Here is an 18931-nt window from a genome sequence, read left to right on the forward strand (position 1 = left end):
CCTGCAACCAAATCGTGACCTCCCGCGTCCAACCCCGATGAGGACCAGTCACGGAAGTGAGAACGACATGCCGCACGCGCCCATCGAAACCCGCGCCGCCTGCATCGACAACCCTGCTCTGTTTCAGCACGAACTGCTCGAAGAGCCGGTCAAGGCACGGCAGGGCACTGATGCCCAGCGTCGCCAGGCGCTGCTCGCCGCCCGCGCCGCCGCCGTCTGCGCCGGTTGCCCGCTGTTCACCTCGTGCCTGTACGAGGCCGTGGTCGACCACGACGTGGCCGGCTTCGTGGCCGGCAGCACCGAGGCGCAGCGCGTCCAGATGCGGCACGCGCTCGGCGTGAAGGTCGAGCCGGACGATCTGGACGTCCTGTCGGGCGTGGTGCGCGGCGGCCGTCAGATCAACCATGACGAGGTCGTCCGGCTGCGCCAGGCCAACCCGCACGAGAGCCTCGAAGTGCTGGCCATGCGGCTGGGCTGCTCGCTGTCGACGGTGAAGCGCCACATGCGTCGCGCCCGTACCGCCCCGGCCGAGGTGAAACTCGCCATTGTCAAGCCGAGCGTCGAGCGGGTGCTGGCCGTGTTCGCCGCGGTGGTGGGCTACCCGCGTCGTCCGCGCGAGCAGCGGGTCGCCTGAGCCACCCGACCCACGTCATTCCGGCGAAAGCCGGAATCTCACAACCGACGGCCGCGCACGCCACGTCCCCACGACCCGGCAGAGATCCCGACTTCCGTCGGGATGACGAGATCCCCACAAGGCTGGATGGCCGCCCTCCGCTATTCGGCGACCGCTGCCTCGACCACCAGCGAGTCGGCGGGTTCAACCCGTCCAGCCAGAATCGACTCGGCCCAGTGACACGACACCCGATGGCCGGGGTGGCCCTCGATGACCCGCAGTTCAGGCACCTCGGTGTCGCACAGCGTGGGCTGCCGGTAGGGGCAGCGGGTGTGGAATCGGCAGCCGGACGGTGGGTTGGCCGGGCTGGGCAGGTCGCCGCGCAGCAGAATGCGTTCGCGTCGGTCTTCGACCTCGGGGTCGGGAATCGGAATCGCCGACATGAGCGCGATCGTGTAGGGGTGCAGCGGCGTTTGGTACAGCTCGTCCGCATCGGCCTCTTCGACCAGCCGGCCCAGATACATCACGCCGACCCGGTCGCTGATGTGCCGCACCACCGCAAGGTCGTGGGCGATCACCACGTAGGTGAGCCCGAACTCCTTCTGCAGCCGCTCCAGCAGGTTGATCACCTGCGCCTGCACCGACACGTCGAGGGCCGAGACGGGTTCGTCGGCGATCACCAGATCGGGGTTGAGAATCATGGCCCGGGCGATGCCGATGCGTTGCCGTTGGCCGCCCGAGAACTCGTGGGGGTACTTGGCCAGGGCTGAGCGCGGCATGCCGACCAGTTCGAGCATGTCGGCGGCTCGCTTGATCAGTTCGGCCTGCGGACGCGGGTCGTGCACGCGCAGCGGCTCGATCATCAGGCTCTGCACCGATTGGCGCGGGTCGAGCGAAGCCAGGGGGTCTTGGAACACCATCTGCATACGCCGTCTGGCCTGGCGCAGTTTCTCACCGCTGAGGGCGCTGACGTCGACCCCGTCGAGGGTGACCGTGCCGCCCGTGGGCTCTTCGAGCCGCAGCACCGCGCGTCCGAACGTCGACTTGCCGCAGCCCGACTCACCCACCAAGCCGTAGGTGCTGCCGCGACGTACCCTCAGCGACACGCCGTCCACGGCCTTCACGTGACCGACGGTGCGGTCGACGACCAGGCCCTTCTTGATCGGAAAGTGCACCTTGAGGTCGTCGACCACCAGCAGGTCATCTCGTTGGTCGAGCTTGTCGAGACCCTCAGAGCCGTCAGCCATGGGTCACCTCCGCGGGGTGGACGCAGCGCACCGGGTGGTCCGGCGGCGAATCGGGCAGCGGCTCCAAGGGAATGTCGGGTCGCACGCACTCGTCGGTGGCGTGCCGGCAGCGCGGCGCGAACGCGCAGGCCTTCGACCACGTGATGGTGTCGCGCGGGGTGCCGGGAATCGGCTGCAGCGGTTCGCCGCGGGGCAGGTCGAGCCGCGGAATGGACGCCAGCAGGCCGTGGGTGTACCGGTGCCTCGGGTGGGCGAACAGCTCTTGCCGGGGGGCCGACTCGACGATGCGGCCCGAATACATCACGTTGACGTGGTCGCACAGCCCGGCCACCACGCCCAGGTCGTGGGTGATCATGATCATCGCCGTGCCCGAGTCGGTGACCAGCTCTTTGAGCAGTTCGAGCACCTGAGCCTGAATCGTCACGTCGAGGGCCGTGGTGGGCTCGTCGCAGATCAGCAGCTTGGGCTTGCAGGCCAGCGCCATGGCGATCAGTGCCCGCTGCCGCATGCCGCCCGACAACTGGTGCGGGTACTCCTTCAGGCGTCGTTCGGGGTCGGGAATGCCGCAGCGGCGCAGCAGGTCGACCGACTCGGCCATGGCCGCCTTCTTGGTGGTCTTGGTGTGGGTGAGCAGCACCTCGGCCACCTGCACGCCGATCGGCACCACCGGGTTGAGCGAGCTGATCGGGTCTTGAAACACCATCGCGATCTCAGAGCCGCGCAACTTGGCCATGGCCCGATCGCCCATGCTGAGCAGGTCTTGGCCCTTGTACCGCACCTGGCCGGTCACCTCGACGCCGCGTGCGGGCAGCAGGCCCATCAGCGCGAGCACGGTGACCGATTTGCCCGAGCCCGATTCGCCCACCACGCCGACGATCTCGCCGGGGTCGACGGAGTAACTGACGCCGTCCACAGCGCGGGTCTGCGACCGGCGATGCTTGAACGTGACGCTCAGGTTGTCGATTTCGAGCAGCGGCTCGCGCTCAGTCACCGCGGTGCCGCCCTGAGCCTGGGTCTGGGTCATGGTCACCGCCTCGACTTGGGGTCGAGGGCCTCGCGCAGCGACTCGCCGAGCAGCGTGAAGCCGAGCGCGGTGACGGCGATGCAGAGGCCCGGGAAGAAGGTCAACCACGGCGCGGACTGCAGCCGGTCTTGGGCCTTGACCAGCATGCGTCCCCATTCGGCCACGGCCGGGTCGGCCTCGCCGAGGCCCAGGTACGACAGGGCGGCCACCTCGATGATCGCGGTGGCGAGGGTGAGCGTGGCCTGCACCAGCACGGGGCCGAGCGAGTTGGGCAGCACGTGACTCATCGTGATGGTGCGCCGGCGCAGCCCGAGCGACCACGAGGCCAGCACGTAGTCCTTGCGGGTTTCGGCCATCATCGAGCCGCGCAGCAGGCGGGCGAAGATGGGCACCTGCGCGGTGGCGATGGCCACCATGATGGCCAGCGGCTGGCGGCCCATCACCGCGGCCACCGACACCGCCAGCAGCAGCGAGGGAATCGACAGCAGAATGTCGACCAGACGCATCACGGTGACGTCCACCCAGCCGCCGAAGGCGCCGGCCAGGCCGCCCAGAATGGCGCCGCCGATCAGGCCGAGCAGCGTCGACACCACGCCGATGATCAGCGACTGCCGGGCGCCGAAGATCAGCTGGGTGAGCAGGTCCGAGCCGAACGGATCGAGCCCGAGCGGGTGTTCGGGCGAGAACGGGGGCAGCGAGTACGGCGTGATCTGGTCGATCCACTGCGAACCGGCCGGCTCGTAGGGCGCCAGCACCGGGGCGAACACCGCGATCAGCACGAACAGCGCCACGATGACCGCGCCGATGATCGCCGACGGGTTGCGCACGAGCCGCTGCAGGGCGCCCTTCCACAGGCTGGTGCCCTCTTCGTCGATCTCGTCGCCGCCCATCGCCTCTTCGAGCAGGGGCGGCCGCTCGAGCATGCCCACCGAGGTCGCCACGGCAAGATCGGGCGCCTCGGGCACGTCAGTGTCGTCGGTGATGTCGGTGTCGTCGGGCAGGTTGGGGTTGCGGTCGTCGGTCATCGTGTTCTCAACCTCGGATCGATCAGGCCGTACAACAGGTCGACCACCAGGTTCACCAGGGCGTACACCAGCGCGATGAACACGATGAAGCCCTGCAGCACCGCGAAGTCGAGGTTCGAGATCGCCTCGAACAGGTACGAGCCGATGCCGTTGAACGCGAACACCGACTCGGTGAGCACCGCGCCAGACAGCAGCGCGCCGGTCTGCAGGCCGATGGTAGTGGTCACGGGCAGCAGCGCGTTGCGCAGCACGTGCCGGCGGCTGATCAGGCCGGGGTCGAGGCCCTTTGCGCGGGCGGTGCGCACGTAGTCCTCGTGCAGTACGTCCAGCACCGAGGCCCGGGTCATGCGCACGATGATGGCCAGCGGAATGCTGCCCAGCGCGATGGCGGGCAGAATCAGGTGCAGGATGGCGTCCCACGCGGCGTCGAACTCGCCGGTGAGCAGGCCGTCCAGCACGTAGAAGTTGGTCACGTGGGTGGCGTCGATGGTGACCGTCTGTCTACCCGACGACGGCAGCACGGCGAGAAACTTCAGGCCGGGCAGCCCGACCGCGAACACGACCTTGAGCAGATAGGCGAGCACGAAGACCGGAATCACCACGCCGCCCAGCGAGGCCGACACGGTGAGCGTGTCGAGAATGCCGCCGGCCCGTTTGGCGGCCAGGTAGCCCAGCGGAATGCCAATCACGACCGCGAACAGCAGCGCCGCCACCGCCAGTTCGACAGTGGCCGGAAACCGCAGCATGAAGGTCTCGAGCACCGGCTCTCCGGTGCGTGGGCTGTTGCCGAAGTCGCCGCGAATGAGTTGGCCCACGTACGTGACGTACTGCTGCAGCAAGGGTTGGTTGAACCCGTACTGCTCGTTGATTCGCGCGATCGCTTCGGGGGTCGCCTTCTCGCCCAGCAGCGCGCGAGCGGGATCTCCGGGCAGGGACCGCAGCCAGACGAACAGGAGCACGCTGAGACCGAACAGCACCGGGATCATGAGCAGAATCCGGCGGACGGCGAACCTGAGCATGCGCTGCCTTTCAGTCCGGGAGCCGGATCGGGCCCACGTAATCGTGGTACCGACCCGGCCCTTCGATCAAGCGTTTCGGCTGAGTGCTGCTGGCCGAGGTGTCGAGATCGCTGGCCGAGCTTGTCGAGATCGCTGGCCGAGCTTGTCGAGACCCGAACCGAGGTTTCGACAAGCTCAACCAACGACAAGCTCAACCAACGACAGGCTCACTTGCTGATCGTGACGAGGTTCCAGACCTCGTCCTGCACCGGCGAGGGGGTGTAGCCCTGCACACCCTTGCCGAATGCCAGGGACGGCGGTGCGTGGGTGAGCGGAACGCCCGGCACGAAGTCGGCGATCATCTTGTTGATCTCTTCGTACTTGGCCTTCTGTGCGGCCGCGTCACCCGTCTCACGAGCCTCCTTCAGCGCCTTGAACAGCTCCGGATTGTCGAAGCCCCATTCGTTCGCCTTGCCACCGAAGAACACGCCGACGAAGTTGTCGGGATCGTTGTAGTCGCCGGTCCAGCCCAGCAGGTGAATGCCGTGGCTGCTGCCGCCCTGAATCAGGTTCAGGTAGTCCGGATTCCACTTGCTGGCCACCGGGGTGACCTTGATGCCGACCGCCTCGAGCTGGGCCTTCAACGAGGTGTAGATGTCTTCGGGCGAGGGCATGTAGGGCCGTGAAACGCCGGTGGGGTAGTTGAAGTCCAGGGTCAGGTTCTCCTGCCCCGCCTCCTTCAACAACTGCTTGGCCTTGTCGGGGTCGTAGCCGTACTTGGTCACCTGGTCGGTCCAGCCGGTGACGTTGTCGGGCATGAAGTTGATCGCCGCCGTGGTGCCCTCGGGCATCACCTGCTTGATCAGAGCGTCCTTGTCGATCGCGTAGGCGATGGCCTGACGCACCTTGATGTCGGACAAAGCCTTCACCTTCTGGTTCATGCCCAGGTAGAGGATGTTGAACGCCGGCCGGTTGAGAATCTGGAAGCCACCGTCCTTCAGGGTCTGCTGGTCGGCCGGAGCAACCAGGTCGTAGCCGTCGATGGTGCCGGCCTGCAGTTCCTGGGTGCGCGCCTTGGCGTCGCTGATCGTGCGAATGATCACCGTCGAAACCTTGGCCTTCTCACCCCAGTAGTTGTCGTTGCGCTTCAGGGTCACGGACTGGCCGCGATCCCACTTCTCGAAGACGAACGGGCCGGTGCCGGTGGGGTGGGCGGTGGCGTACTCCGAGAACCGGGGATCCTTTTCCGTGCCGCCCGTGTTGTCGGCGTCGTACTTCTTCAGCGCCGTGGGCGACTGCATCGAGAAGGCCGGCAGGGTCATCGCGTCAGGAAAGTGCACGAACGCGCTGTTGAGGTTGATGGTCGCCTCGGTGGCGCTGGTGGCCTCGCAGTTCTTGTACAGGGCGTCGCCCGAGGTGGGCCCGGTCTTGAAGCCGCGCATCAGCTTGCCGTAGTAGTACGTGATGTTCTCGGACTGGTTGAGGCCGGTCCAGTTGAACCACCGGTCGAAGTTGGCACAGACGGCCTCGGCGTTGAAGTCGGTGCCGTCTGAGAACTTCACCCCTTCACGCAGCGTGAAGGTGAACGAGGTGTTGTCGGCCGATGGTTTCCAGGCGGTGGCCAGCAGGGGCTCGAGTTCGGTGGTGCCGGGCTTGGTGCCGAGCAGCCCCTCGAACTGCTGTCGGGCGACACGGAAGGTCTCGCCGTCGCTGGCCAGGGCCGGGTCGAGCATCGACGGGTCTGACGATGCCGCGAACACGAAGGTGTCTTTCGTGCCGCCTCCCGCGGTGGCACCGGGGCTGGCGCTCTCGCGCTGACTCTGCACGCAACCGCCGAAGCCGGCGAGCAACGCGACCGCAGCCGTCGCGGCGAGCCCGCGGCGCAGGGGGATCCGCTTTCTCACTTGTTCTCCCATCGTGGTGCGACGGCTTCGTGTCGCCGCGATGGGGTGACGCTAGCGGGGTGACTGCTCATCGGCCACTGAAATCTGTGGATGTGCCCAAGCTGTTACCCGTTTGTGAGGGCCGCTCGGCGCGGCGCTCAGAACCAGCGCGACAACTCCCGCGCGGTGCCGCCGTCGGCGAACCGGTCGGTGACATGGTCTGCCGCCTCGCGCACCTCGGCCGGGGCATCGCCGAGGGCCACCCCTCGACCGGCCCAGGTGAGCATCTCGATGTCGTTGCGTCCGTCGCCGAGCGCGAGCACGTCCGCCGCTTCGATGCCGAGATCGGCGCAGAGCCCGGCCAGTCCGTACGACTTGTCGACGCCGTCCGGCGCGATGTCGAGCCAGGCCGTGTACCCGATGAAGTAGCTCACCCCGTCCATGCCCAGCCGATGCGCCAGCCTGATGAAGTCGTCCTCGGACGCGCTCGGGTCGCGCACCACCACGCGAGTGACCGGTTCGGCGACCAGCTCGCCCAGTTCGACGGTGACCAGCTCGCCGGTCAGCTCGCCCTCGGGAAACGTACGGTTGACCTTGAAGCCCCGACCGATGATCTCGACCGCCAGCATTGCCTCGGGGTGCTCGACCAGCACCCGTTCGATCACGTCGGACGGGTCGAACGTGACCCGCTCCAACACCTCCAGCGGTGGGTAGCTGACCCGCACCGCGCCGTTGGACGACACATGCTGCCCGGCCGGCAGCCCCAGTGCCTCGACCAGAGGACGGGTGCCGACCCACCCTCGTCCGGTGCTGAGCGCGACCGGCACTCCTGCGGCCACCACCCGACCCACGGAGTCGATCACCGACTGCGGCAACCGCCCGTCGTGATCGAGCAGGGTGCCGTCGATGTCGAGCGCCACCAGGCGCGGACGCCACGTCATCTGGTCAGTTCACCGGGGTGAGCGAGTCCCGCCCACCCAGGAAGGGACGCAGGGCCGGCGGAACGCGCACCGACCCGTCCGGCTGCTGGTGGTTCTCGAGCAGCAGGATGATCATGCGGGTCATCGCGCACAGGGTGCCGTTGAGCGTGGCCACGGGCTCGGTACCGGTCTCGGAACGCATCCGGATGTTGAGCCGGCGGGCCTGGAACGTGGTGCAGTTCGAGGTTGACGTGATCTCGCGGTACCGGCCCTGGGTGGGAATCCAGCCGTAGCAGTCGTACTTGCGGGCCGCCGACAAGCCGAGATCACCCGAGGCCACCTCGAGCACCTGGAACGGCAGTTCGAGGGCGGTGATGAAGTCCTTCTCGAAGGCGAGCAGCCTGCGGTGCAGGTCGTCGGCCTCGTCGGGACGGCAGTAGACGAACATCTCCACCTTGTCGAACCAGTGCACCCGAAAGATGCCGCGGGTGTCTTTGCCGTAGCTGCCGGCCTCGCGGCGAAAGCAGGGCGAGAACCCGGCATACAGCCGGGGCAGGGTGGCGGCGTCCAGAATCTCGTCGCTGTGAAAGGCCGCCAGGGCGACCTCAGAGGTGCCGACCAGGTACAGGTCGTCGGCGGGCAGGTGGTAGACGTCCTGGGCCGCCTGGCCGAGAAAGCCGGTGCCCTCCATCGCCGAGGGCTTCACCAGCGCGGGCGGCAGAATCGGCGTGAATCCCCACTCGGTGGCCTTGGCCATGGCCAGGTTGACCAGCGCCAGTTCGAGCATCGCGCCTTGTCCGGTCAAGAAGTAGAAACGCGCACCGCTGACCTTGGCGCCCCGGGCCATGTCGATCGCGCCCAACAACTCACCCAGTTCGAGGTGGTCGCGAGGGGTGAATCCCTCGGCCTCGAAGTCGCGCGGGGTGCCGTGGGTTTCGACCACCACGAAGTCGTCTTCACCACCGCGCGGCACGTCGGCGAACACCGGGTTGGGCATCGCCAGCATCAACTCGTCGAAGGTGGCGCCGGCCTCGGCGGCGGCCGCCTCGGCCGCCTTCACCTGCGCCGACAGCGTCTTGGTGCGGGCGATCAGGGCGACCTTGTCGTCACCTTTGGCGCGAGCGACGTCTTTGCCGATGGTCTTCTGCTCGGCCCGCAGGTTCTCGAACGCCGCGATGCTCGACCGGCGCTGCTCGTCGGCGGCGATCAGCTGATCGACCAGCTCGGACGACTCCCCGCGCGCCTCTTGCGCGGCTCGCAGGGCATCGGGGTCGGTACGCAGCAACTTCGGGTCGATCACCGAACCAGCCTATCGGCCCGGCAGCGGGCGGCCGGACGTCCATCGCTCGATCGGCATGGCTACGCAAATAGCGAATGGCTACCGACATATACGTAGCTTCTTGCTATTTCTGTAGCGTTGCGGCGGGCCAGCCGTGCCGAAGGCCATGGCCGACCCGGGATGCACGGCGCTAGCCTGGGCCGCACCCTCCGGCCAGAAAGAGAGCACCCCATGGCCCCGATCAGCCAACCCGTCGTCGTGCCGCCGTCCGAGGCTGCGGTGGTGCTCGTGCTCACCCTGCGCGAGGGCGACGACCAGCCTGTGCTAGAAGCGATCGCCGACCTCACCGGCGTGATCAGGGCGGTGGCCTTTCGCTACCCCGACGCGCAGACCACCTGCGTGGCCGGCATCGGCTCGGCCGCATGGGACCGGCTCTTTCCCGGAAAGCCGAAACCGAACGGGCTGCACCCCTTCATCGAGTTGGACGGCGGCACGCACGTCGCGCCGTCCACCCCCGGCGACCTGGTGCTGCACGTGCGCGGCAAGCGGTTCGACCTGTGCTTCGAACTGGCCGACAAGCTGCTCGAGCGATTGGACGGCCTGGTCGACGTGGCCGACCGGCTGCAGGGCTTTCGCTACTTCGACGAGCGCGACCTGCTGGGCTTCGTGGACGGCACCGAGAGCCCCTCGGGCGACGAGGCGCTGCAGACCGTGACGATCACCGACGACCCGCCCTTCGACGGCGGCAGCTACCTGATCACCCAGCGCTACCTGCACGACCTGACCGCCTGGAACGGATTGACCGTCGAGCAGCAGGAGGCCGCGATCGGCCGGCACAAGCTTGACGACATCGAGATTCCCGATGCGAAGAAGGCCGCCAACAGCCACGTCGTGCTGAACAGCATCACCGACGCCGACGGCAACGACCTCAAGATCGTGCGCGAGAACATGCCGTTCGGCACCGTCGGTGAGGAGTACGGCACCTATTTCATCGGCTACGCCAGCGATCCCGCGGTGATCGAGCGCATGTTGCACAACATGTTCATCGGCGACCCGGTGGGCACCCACGACCGCATTCTCGACTTCTCGACCGCCGTCACCGGCAGCCTGTTCTACATTCCCACCGTCGATTTTCTGGACGATCCCAAACTGGCCTGATGTGCCGCACTTCGCCGTAGCGACAGGTGACAATGACGCATGCGGTTCAGCCGGCTCGGCCTCGCGCCCCTCGCCACCCTCGGGTTCGGGGTCGGCTTTGCGCTGTGGACGTGGCTGACCTTCGCGGGAGCGCTCGCGGGCCTGGACGCCCTCGAGGCCCGGCCCCCGCACTGGCAGTACCCCGACATTCAGATCGCCGCTGCGGTCGCGGTGACCTTTCACCCCTGGGTGGTCTACACCGCGCTGGCCGGCATGGCTGTGTGGGCCTTCCGCCGCCGGCTGCGCAACCTGACCCTTGCGGTGGTGCTCTCGATCGCTCTGGGTTGGGGCGGCCAGGCGCTGCTGCGCGAGTTGCTGCACCGAGACCGTCCGCCGGGTTCGATTCCGGAACTGATCACCAACCAGGGCTACTCCTACCCATCGGGGCACATGGTGGCCGTGGTCACCGGAGCCCTGATCGCGATCGCGGTGACCACCACCACCCGGCAGCCGCGCCGGGTGATCGAGTTGTGGCGCTGGCTGGGCATCGCGGTGATCGTGATCGTCGCCCTCGACCGCTGGGTGCTGCACGCGCACTACGTCACCGACCTGGTCGGCGGCCTGCTATGGGGTGGTTTCGCAGCCAGCCTGGCGGTGGCCGTGGCCCGCGTGCACATGCAACCCGAACGGCCCACCCGCGCCGCAGCGGTGGCGGCGAAGGCCACGAAGCGGTGCGCGATCGTGGTGAACCCGACCAAGATTCCCGACTGGGCGGCGTTCCGGCGGCACGTCGAGTACGAGTGCGCGCAGAACGGCTACACGCCGATGTTCCTCGAAACCTCGGCCGACGATCCGGGTCGCGGCATGACCCGCACCGCCGTCGAGGCCAAGGTCGACCTGGTGCTGGCGGCCGGCGGCGACGGCACCGTGCGGGTGGTCTGCTCCGAGCTGTCGGGCACCGGTGTGCCGCTGGGGCTGATGCCGTCGGGCACCGGCAACCTGCTGGCCCGCAACCTGGGCATTCCGCTCGACGAGTCGGCGGCGCTGGAGGTGATCTTCAACGGCCGCGAAGACCGCATCGACCTGATCGAGGTGGTGATCGACGACGCGGACGCCCCCGAGCACATCGCGGTGATGGCCGGCATGGGGCTCGACGCGCGCATCATGAGCGGCACCGACGACGGGTTGAAGAAGGTGATCGGTCCGGCCGCCTACGTGGTGGCGGCGGGCGACGCGGCCAACCTGCCGTCGTTCGATGTGACCGTCGCCCTCGACGACGCGGAACCCTTCGAGCGGCACGCCGGCCTGGTGATGGTGGGCAACGTCGGGCAGCTGCAGGGCAACGTGCAACTGCTGCCCGACGCCCAGTTCGACGACGGCCTGCTGGACGTGTTCGTGGCCTCGGCCACCAGCGTGGCCGACTGGCTGAAGATCACCACCAGCGTGATTCTGCCGGTGCCAGAGGCGTCCGAGATCGACCGCGGCCAGGGTCGCGAGGTGCTGATCGAATGCACCGAGCCCGTCGAATACCAGCTGGACGGCGACGCGTCCGGCGAGTGCCGCCGCATGCGGGCCACGGTGGTGCCGCAGACGCTGACGGTGATGGTGCCCGCGTAATCGATCGCGCGGGATTGGGGTATCGACAGGGTCTCGACAAGCTCGACCGACGACCGGCGAAGGGTTCAGCCGGGGGTCGGACGCACCACGGGGGTCCGGGGCGACCACGGCACCGAGCCGAGGTCACGCACGCCGTCGGGCAGGTCGGCCAGGGTCTGGCTGCTCACCCACAGGCAGGCGCCGTCGGAGTCGGTGAGCAGTTCGTCGAAGCCGGCGCCGCGGCCCACCAGGTGCGCAATCGAGGCCACGTTCGGAGCCACCACGATGCGCCGCAGGGTGGGGTCGGAGCCGTCGCTGTGCTCGGCGAAGGCGTCCGGACGGCCGACGATCAGAAAGCGCGTGATCGAACCCGACAGGTCGTCGATCTCGCGCTCGACCACGTGCACGAAGTCGTGGTCGGCCTCGGCTCCCGATGACGCGATCGCGATGGCGGGGCCGTCCAGCTCGCGCAGCTTCAGCAGGGCGTCGGTGGTTGATGCGCAGGGCTGCGGATCAAGCCCCCAGCGGGTGACGAAGTTCGCGCACTGGGCGAGCGCCTGCGGGTGGCTGAACACCGGCGCGCCGCGCAGTTCGGCCAGCACAACGGGGGCCGCCGCGTAGGCGTCGAAGCGCACCGCGACGTCGACCACGCCGCCGGCGACCAGGTCGGCGTCGGTGCCGAGCAGCGCCTGGGCCGCGCGACTGACCAGGCCCGAGGCCGAGCTGGTGATCGGCAGCACGCCCAGCCCGCCGCCGCGGGCGAACGCGAGCACCTCGTCGAACGACCCGATCGGCCCGATGTGCACGTCGGCCTCACCGGCCCCGGTCAGGCCCACCGCGAACTGCCGCGCGGCGCTCTCGGAGAAGCTGCCGGGCGGGCCGAGGTAGCGCAGGTCGGGCTGCGCCCCACGAGTCGGACGCGCCACCCCGTGCGGCCACGCGTAGGCCACCTCGACCGCCTTGCGCAGGGCCTCGATGGTGGCGTCCAGGTCGAGGTCGGCCCGAATACCGGTGCGAATCACCACCGCCCGCTGGCCGGTGCGCACCGCCTCTGAGACTAGGTCGGCGGCCCCGACGCCGCGCTGCTCGCGCACCACCGACGCCACGCCCTGGCCGGCCACCGACTCGGGCACCAGAAAACGGATGTCGCGCCGCACGTGGGCCAGCCAGGCGTCCAGGGCCACCTCGAGTTCGGCGTCCGACAGCACCTCGACGTGGCCGATGCCGAACCGGGTGCGCACCACCGTGCCGCGCCGGCCCAGCCGCTTGGCGTTGCGCACGCCTGGCCCGTGCAGCAGCGCCGCCTCACCCTTGGGGCCCACCAGCAACTCTTCGAGCACCAGATGCACCGGGGTCAGCTCGACCAGCCGGCCCACGCGCAGCTTGTCGGGACGTCCGCTCGGGTGCAGACCCACCAGACCGCCCAGCCGGCGCACGCGGGCCAGGGTGGCGCGCTTCGACTGGCCGGCGCTGAGCGTGGCGGTGGCGGTGTTGCGCACGGTGTCGAACAATGCGCCGGTGAACCGGTCACGGGTGGCGGCCACCCGGGCCGGCAGCGACTCGGGTGTCGCCGCCGCGGCGCCGACGGCCTCGGCGGCTGCAGCCAACTCGGCCCGGGCGCGGTCGCCGTCGAGGGCGGCCTGCACGTGGGCCAGGGTGACCTCTTGGTTCTCTTCGAGCACGCTGACCGCCAGGCCCAGCAATGCCTCGAACAGTGGGGTGCGGGTGGCCCACAGTTCGGCGGTGAGGTCGAGCCCGCTGTCGGCCACGGCGGTCACGAAACCCAGCAGCGACTGATGCGCCAGCGCCAGCACGTAGGTCATGCTGCGGTCGTGCTGTTCGGGCGACAGCACGGTGTAGATGCCGCCCCGTCCGGTGATCGCGCCGGCGAGCCAGCCTGTTGCCACGCCGCGCACTTCCGTGGCGCACACGGTCTGGCCGTCGAGCGAACGGGCGCTGGTGTCGAGCAGCGGGTGCAGTGCGACGGCCGTGCGGTCGGGCACGGCGGCGAGCACGTTCATGGCCCAGGCGAAACCGACGCTGACCAGCACGATCGGCGCATCACGTGGCACCAGGGCGTCCAGTTCGGCCAGTACGCCGGGAGCGGCCCCGTCGGGCACAGCGACGCAGATCACGAAGCCCTCGTCGGCCAGGTGGGCGGTCACGTCGGCCAGGGTGCCGGTGGCCACCGGGGTGCCCCGGTAGGCGGCAGCGGCGCCGGCGAGCAGGGCGGCAGATTGGGCGGTGTCGATGAGCACCACCTGCTGCCAAGGCAGGCCGGCGAACAGGTGGTCGGACAGCCACCGGCCCATGCCTGCGGCGGCGCCCACCACGACCAGCCGACGCGGCTCGGCGTCGGGCGGTGCGGTCGAAGTCACCGCCACAGTCTAGGGATTCGACGCTGGTCGAGCCCGGATGAACGCCTGGGTCACAGACGGGCCCATGACCGCCCCTTCCGGGCAGTTCGGCGCGGCGCGAGATCCCGCGTCAAGCCCCCGGACGACGCGGGGGTGGTGAACGGTAATCGGAACCCGTCCCGGTTCCCGTTCAGCCCCCACGTCCCAGCACGCTCGACCTACACCGTCATCCCGGCGAGAGCCGGGATCTCTGGCTCGACACCTCCACGACCGTGGGTTTCGACGCACTCACCCGACGGCATTGGTCAAAGCCTCCTCAGGCGGCACGCAGGGACGCCGCCGCTTCGTCGATCGCCGCGAAGTACGGGGTGGCGTTGGGCCGGTCGGGCTTCACCTCGATGAAGGCGAAGTGGCGTCCGTTGGGCAGCGTGACGAGCAACACCGAAAGACCGATCCGCTCCTGCACTCCCCCGGTCAGGGTGCCACCGAGGTTCGCGTGCGCCCACTGCGCCGGGTAATCGCCGATCGTGGTGGGGTCGTCGGAGCGAATGTCGCTGACCGCCAGGTCGCCGAGGGTACGAAAGATGCGCTGCGCGAACTCGGCCGCCACGCCGCGGGCGGTGCCGGCAAGGTCGCCGTCGATGACGGCGGCGGGCTCCATGTCGGCCACCACGATCGAGGGCGGCAGGTTCTCGCCGGCCCGGTAGCCCGGGTCGCTCTCGACCCCGCCGATCACTGCCTCGGTGAACATGCCCTTGGTCGAGGTCGGGTCAGACCATGAGAACGGCTTTCCCGGCAGTTCGCCCACCAGGTACTGCTCGACCTGCAAACGGTGGGTCAGCGGATTGACGATCACCCGGCGCAGCGGTGGCGAGGGCACTGTGGACGCCGGGCCCACGCTCGGCGCGGCAACCGTCGGTGCGGGCAGCGGCGGCCCGAGCCGCGCGCCGACCACACCCAACCCGATCGCGATCACGACGACGACTGCGGCGGCGAGCGCGGCCCACCGTCCGGCCCGTGCCGCAAGAGTCGCGCGCGCCCCGTCCACGCCCCGGAGCTTACCGAGACCGGGTCCAGCGGCTCGGGTTATGGGGCCAATGCCGGACGACCCCGGAACCGGCGCCACCCGTCGCGCAGCAACCGAATGCTGGGCAGTTCGCCGCCCTCGTTGCGCCACCACCACACCACCCAGACGATGGCGCCGATCTGCGCCGCGGTGCACAGAATGTCGCGCATGATGAAGCCCGCCACCACCACGCCGGGGCCGAACTCGATCACCCGTCCGGTGACGTAGGCGAGCGAGAGCCACGTGCCTCGCCACATGGTGATCACGTCGAGCCGGTTGGCCGCCATCAGCGACAGCGGCACCCAGGTGATCAGGTCGTACCAGCTCAGCGTGTAGGGCGAGGTGATCAGCCAGGCCGCCGTCAACAGCGCAGCGGTGCGAACGGTGATGGTGAGCGGGTCGCGGCGCGGGTCGGTGCCGAGCGGGGCCCCGGGAGCGGTCACCCAGGGCAGCAGCCGCGACAGCATCCAGCCGATCACGAACAGGCCCGTCAGGCCGAGTAGGCCCATCACTTGGCGCGCGGGCCCGTCGCCGATGGTCACTCGGCCGAGTGCGTAGAGCCATTCGGTCCAGGAACCGGCAGACACGTAGCTGGTGTTACGGGCGGCGGCGAACAACGCCTGCGGCGCGAACAGCCCGTAGCCGAGGCCGATGGTGCCGGCGGCGGCCAGGCACAGCGCCACGAGTTTGCGCGGCTGGTGACGGTAACCCCACACCATCGCGATGCCGTAGTAGACCAGCGACACCTTGACGCAGCCGGCCAGGCCGATGCCCACCCCGGCCAGCCACGCGTTGCGCCTGATGAACCAGAAGCCGGCCACGGCGAACACCAGGGTGAGCGGTTCGTTGTGGGCCTGCGCGCAGATCGACCAAATCATGATGGGGTTCAGCACGGTGAACAGCACCGCCCGGGTCTGAAAAGCGGGGTCGCCGTGGGCCATCTTCACCACGATCAGCCCGACGATCAGAAACGGGATCAGCGCGAACATCTGCAGCCAGAAGACCACCTGATGCATGTTGTCGCCGCCCAGCGTCGCGGCCAGCCACTGGCTGAACGACGCGATCGGCCCGTACACCGACGGGGTGTCCTGCCAGGGCGCCTCGACCCAGCGCATCACCGGGTCGTACTCCTGCCTGATGATGTTGGCCGGGGTGATGTCGTAGGGGTTCCAGCCCAGCACCATCAGCCGTCCGTAGGCGGCGTACATCAGCACGTCGGCCGAGGTCAGCGGCGGCACCAGCGAGGTGGCCAGGCTGAGCAGGGCGCCCAGCACGAACAACCGGCGGACGTTCGGGCGCCACCCCAGCTCGACCGCCCGGTAGCAGATCCACAAGCCGACGGAGCCGGCGGCGAGGCCGACCCACAGCGAGATGACGGCCACCCATTCGTTGACGTGCACCCAGCCGGTGGGCAGGTACCAGGGCGGCAGCAGACTGTTGCGCGGCCCGAGCCGCAAGGCCACCGCGGACGGCCCCATGAAGCCGATCAGCACCGTCACGGCGGTCGCGGCGATGACCAGCGGCAGGCCGAGCCGGTGGCTGGTCGTCCAGGGCGAGGCCAGCACGGCGCGCGCTCGGGCGGCCAGCGCGTTCGCCATGGTGCTCCTCGGGGTTTGGGACAGCAAGCCCGAGACTATCGGCGCAGTCGGCCACACCCCCACGCAGGGAGCTCGGTCGAGACCAGCTTGTTATCAGCCGCCGCACTTCTCGACATCGGGGCGAACACCCAACCACACCGTCATCCCGGGCTTGCCCTGGGGATCTGCCGTCCGCACGTGGAGAGTTGTGAGATCCCGGCGTCCGCGGGATGACGAGAGACGCCGGGATGACCAGAGCCCAACCACACCGTCATCCCGGGCTTGCCCCGGGGATCTCCAATCCGCACGTGGTGAGTCGGAGATCCCGGCGTCCTGGGGGACGACGAGCCGCTACTTGAGCAGCTTCGACATGCGCCGGTCGGCCAAGGGCTTTCCGCCGGTCTGACAGCCGGGGCAGTACTGCAGCGAGCTGTCGGCGAAACTGACCTCGGCGATCGTGGTGCCGCACACGTCGCAGGGTTCACCGGTGCGGCCGTGCACCCGCAGGCCGATCTTCTTCTCGCCCTTGAGTTCCTTGGCCGCGCGGCCGACCGAGCGCTCGATGGCGTCGCCCAACTCATCTTTGATGGCCCGGAACAGGCGCTCCTGCTCGTCGGGCGTCAACGCGTTGGACGGCTTGAACGGGCTCAGCTTCGCGGCGTGCAGAATCTCGTCGCTGTAGGCGTTGCCGATGCCGGCGATCACCCGCTGGTCGCGCAGCACACCCTTGAGTTGGGCCCGTCCGGCCTTGGCCAGAATCGCGGCCAGCGCGTCAGAGTCGAACGAGTCGGCCAGAGGATCGGGGCCCAGCGTGCTCACCATGGCGATCTCGGACGGCTCGTTCACCACGTACACGGCCAGCTTGCGCTGGGTGCCCATCTCGGTGAGGTCGAAACCCGAGTCGTCGTCGAGCACCACCCGCAGAGACAACGGCCCACGTCCGGGCCGGGCGGGCTTGGCCGGCATGGCGTCCATCCAGGTCAACCAACCGGCCCTGGCCAGGTGAAACACCAGCCAACTGCCGCCGGCGTCGATGGCGATGAACTTGCCGTACCGGCGCACTTCGGTGACCTCGGCACCCTGCAGGGCCGCCAAAGGCAACTGAAAGGTCTTCAGCGCGCTGAACGCCAGCAGCTCGACGCGGGCGATGGTGGCGCCGATCAGATGCTGCTGCAGAAACGCGCGCAGCGCCTCGACCTCGGGCAGTTCAGGCAACCTCGGGCTCCAATCGTCGCTCGGCGGTCCAGTCGGGCGCGGGCAGCACCAGGGTCTCGTCGAGCACCGCCAGGTACTCGTCGCGGTCGATCTCGATGACGCCGAGGGAACCCAGGTGGTCGGTGCGCCACTGCACGTCGACCATGCGGTCGGTGACCCCGTCGCGGGTCAGTGCCGTGACCAGCCGCAGCAGGGCGACCTTGCTGGCATCGCGGCCGATCACCCGGTCGTGAAACATCGACTCGCCGGCGAACAGGCCGCCGATCGACACGCCGTAGAGGCCGCCGGCCAGGCGTCCGTCGGGCGTCCAGGTCTCAACGGAGTGCACGACGCCGCGCTCGTGCAACTCGGTGAACACCGCCACGATGTCGTCGTCGATCCAGCCGTGCGGACGCGACGGGTCGGCGCAGCCGGCCAGCACCCGGTCGAAGGCGGCGTCGACGGTGGTGGTGTAGTGGTGGGCCGCTTTGCGCAGCGATCGGGTGACCCGCAGGCCGTCGGGCAGCAGCACGCCGCGACGCATCGGCGACCACCAGCCCATGCGGGCCGGAAACCACGAGTTGTGCAGTGGCATAGGGAACACGCCGCACCGATAGGCCAGCACCACCAGGTCGGGGTCGACGTCGTCCGACAGCCCGATCAGGTCTTGCGCGGGCCAGTCCCGCGCAGGGCCGAAGATGCCGGGTCGACTCATGGCCCGATTGTGCCACCACGGCTTGCGTAAAGGGTTTCGCCACTTTCTGGTGGTTATGGCGGGTGCAAGAAGGAGCTCCGCTGCGCCGCGCCACTTTGTGGTTGAAATAGATACCCCCTATGGGTATTTATTTCAACCAGAAAGTGGCGCTGGGTTCGATCACGCGGACGACCCGCGATCATTTCAACCACAAAGTGGCGATTCACACCCAAGGCGGCCCGGGGCGCCCGGGGGTGGTCCCCGATGGTGAGCCCCGGTGCGCTGAGTAGATTGGAGCGGACGCAGCCAGCCAGGAGGGCC

At 68.8% G+C, this 18931-nt stretch carries 15 protein-coding genes; 3 read left to right on the top strand and 12 right to left on the bottom strand.

Annotation, left to right across the window (positions count from 1 at the left end; translation table 11 throughout):
- The first annotated feature begins 67 nt into the window (after positions 1 to 67).
- Positions 68 to 634: a WhiB family transcriptional regulator gene (locus MPLG2_RS13365; RefSeq protein WP_158681206.1), complete on the top strand. Its 567-nt coding sequence runs from the start codon at positions 68 to 70 to the stop codon at positions 632 to 634.
- A 140-nt stretch (positions 635 to 774) separates the two neighbouring features.
- Here MPLG2_RS13365 and MPLG2_RS13370 read toward each other — a convergent pair whose 3' ends face one another.
- The 7 genes from MPLG2_RS13370 to serS form a co-directional block, all read right to left on the bottom strand.
- Entirely contained in the window at positions 775 to 1860 is a 1086-nt protein-coding gene (locus MPLG2_RS13370) for an ABC transporter ATP-binding protein (RefSeq protein ID WP_105186556.1), read from the bottom strand.
- On the bottom strand, positions 1853 to 2884 hold the full coding sequence (locus tag MPLG2_RS13375) for an ABC transporter ATP-binding protein (protein WP_105186557.1): 1032 nt from the start codon (positions 2882 to 2884) through the stop codon (positions 1853 to 1855). Before MPLG2_RS13375 ends, MPLG2_RS13370 begins: the two co-directional genes overlap by 8 nt.
- 2 nt (positions 2885 to 2886) lie before the next feature.
- Positions 2887 to 3909, bottom strand: coding sequence for an ABC transporter permease (locus MPLG2_RS13380; RefSeq protein ID WP_231935658.1), 1023 nt, complete (start codon positions 3907 to 3909; stop codon positions 2887 to 2889).
- Positions 3906 to 4928 (bottom strand): ABC transporter permease, encoded by a 1023-nt coding sequence (locus MPLG2_RS13385; RefSeq protein WP_105186558.1) that lies wholly within the window; start codon positions 4926 to 4928, stop codon positions 3906 to 3908. The genes MPLG2_RS13380 and MPLG2_RS13385 overlap by 4 nt, the downstream gene beginning before the upstream one ends.
- A 206-nt stretch (positions 4929 to 5134) precedes the next feature.
- Complete coding sequence (locus tag MPLG2_RS13390; protein ID WP_231935659.1) at positions 5135 to 6811, bottom strand: ABC transporter substrate-binding protein; 1677 nt, start codon at positions 6809 to 6811, stop codon at positions 5135 to 5137.
- A 137-nt stretch (positions 6812 to 6948) separates the two neighbouring features.
- Entirely contained in the window at positions 6949 to 7731 is a 783-nt protein-coding gene (locus MPLG2_RS13395) for an HAD family hydrolase (protein WP_105186560.1), read from the bottom strand.
- 4 nt (positions 7732 to 7735) lie between these two features.
- The gene (serS, locus tag MPLG2_RS13400; RefSeq protein WP_105186561.1) at positions 7736 to 9010 is read right to left on the bottom strand and encodes a serine--tRNA ligase; all 1275 of its coding nucleotides are present in this window, start codon (positions 9008 to 9010) and stop codon (positions 7736 to 7738) included.
- A gap of 210 nt (positions 9011 to 9220) precedes the next feature.
- Between serS and MPLG2_RS13405 the strand changes: the two genes are divergently transcribed.
- Positions 9221 to 10147, top strand: a complete 927-nt coding sequence (locus MPLG2_RS13405) for a Dyp-type peroxidase (RefSeq protein ID WP_105186562.1) — start codon at positions 9221 to 9223, stop codon at positions 10145 to 10147.
- A 39-nt stretch (positions 10148 to 10186) separates the two neighbouring features.
- Positions 10187 to 11743, top strand: coding sequence for a diacylglycerol kinase family protein (locus MPLG2_RS13410; protein WP_105186563.1), 1557 nt, complete (start codon positions 10187 to 10189; stop codon positions 11741 to 11743).
- Positions 11744 to 11808: 65 nt separating this feature from the next.
- Here MPLG2_RS13410 and MPLG2_RS13415 read toward each other — a convergent pair whose 3' ends face one another.
- The 5 genes from MPLG2_RS13415 to aat all read right to left on the bottom strand — a co-directional run bounded on the left by MPLG2_RS13415 (position 11809) and on the right by aat (position 18631).
- Positions 11809 to 14100, bottom strand: coding sequence for a prephenate dehydratase domain-containing protein (locus MPLG2_RS13415; RefSeq protein WP_158681208.1), 2292 nt, complete (start codon positions 14098 to 14100; stop codon positions 11809 to 11811).
- 295 nt (positions 14101 to 14395) lie between these two features.
- Positions 14396 to 15127 (bottom strand): hypothetical protein, encoded by a 732-nt coding sequence (locus MPLG2_RS13420; protein WP_158681210.1) that lies wholly within the window; start codon positions 15125 to 15127, stop codon positions 14396 to 14398.
- 38 nt (positions 15128 to 15165) lie between these two features.
- Positions 15166 to 16743 carry a polyprenol phosphomannose-dependent alpha 1,6 mannosyltransferase MptB gene (mptB, locus tag MPLG2_RS13425; RefSeq protein ID WP_173909629.1) on the bottom strand — a complete coding sequence of 526 codons (1578 nt, stop codon included), beginning with the start codon at positions 16741 to 16743 and terminating at the stop codon, positions 15166 to 15168.
- A gap of 330 nt (positions 16744 to 17073) precedes the next feature.
- Entirely contained in the window at positions 17074 to 17937 is an 864-nt protein-coding gene (locus MPLG2_RS13430; RefSeq protein WP_105186566.1) for an Fpg/Nei family DNA glycosylase, read from the bottom strand.
- Positions 17930 to 18631: a leucyl/phenylalanyl-tRNA--protein transferase gene (gene aat, locus MPLG2_RS13435; RefSeq protein ID WP_105186567.1), complete on the bottom strand. Its 702-nt coding sequence runs from the start codon at positions 18629 to 18631 to the stop codon at positions 17930 to 17932. The genes MPLG2_RS13430 and aat overlap by 8 nt, the downstream gene beginning before the upstream one ends.
- Between the last annotated feature and the right edge of the window lie 300 nt (positions 18632 to 18931).

It is taken from the genome of Micropruina glycogenica, from assembly GCF_900289045.1.
In the GTDB taxonomy this organism is placed as follows: domain Bacteria; phylum Actinomycetota; class Actinomycetes; order Propionibacteriales; family Propionibacteriaceae; genus Micropruina; species Micropruina glycogenica.

Excerpts from the sequence above, each read along its gene's own strand:
- MPLG2_RS13365 (WP_158681206.1), top strand. The coding sequence starts at position 68 with ATGCCGCACGCGCCCATCGAAACCCGCGCCGCCTGCATCGACAACCCT.
- MPLG2_RS13370 (WP_105186556.1), bottom strand. The coding sequence starts at position 1,860 with ATGGCTGACGGCTCTGAGGGTCTCGACAAGCTCGACCAACGAGATGAC.
- MPLG2_RS13410 (WP_105186563.1), top strand. The coding sequence starts at position 10,187 with ATGCGGTTCAGCCGGCTCGGCCTCGCGCCCCTCGCCACCCTCGGGTTC.
- MPLG2_RS13375 (WP_105186557.1), bottom strand. The coding sequence starts at position 2,884 with ATGACCCAGACCCAGGCTCAGGGCGGCACCGCGGTGACTGAGCGCGAG.
- MPLG2_RS13405 (WP_105186562.1), top strand. The coding sequence starts at position 9,221 with ATGGCCCCGATCAGCCAACCCGTCGTCGTGCCGCCGTCCGAGGCTGCG.
- mptB (WP_173909629.1), bottom strand. The coding sequence starts at position 16,743 with ATGGCGAACGCGCTGGCCGCCCGAGCGCGCGCCGTGCTGGCCTCGCCC.
- MPLG2_RS13385 (WP_105186558.1), bottom strand. The coding sequence starts at position 4,928 with ATGCTCAGGTTCGCCGTCCGCCGGATTCTGCTCATGATCCCGGTGCTG.
- aat (WP_105186567.1), bottom strand. The coding sequence starts at position 18,631 with ATGAGTCGACCCGGCATCTTCGGCCCTGCGCGGGACTGGCCCGCGCAA.
- MPLG2_RS13380 (WP_231935658.1), bottom strand. The coding sequence starts at position 3,909 with ATGACCGACGACCGCAACCCCAACCTGCCCGACGACACCGACATCACC.
- MPLG2_RS13395 (WP_105186560.1), bottom strand. The coding sequence starts at position 7,731 with ATGACGTGGCGTCCGCGCCTGGTGGCGCTCGACATCGACGGCACCCTG.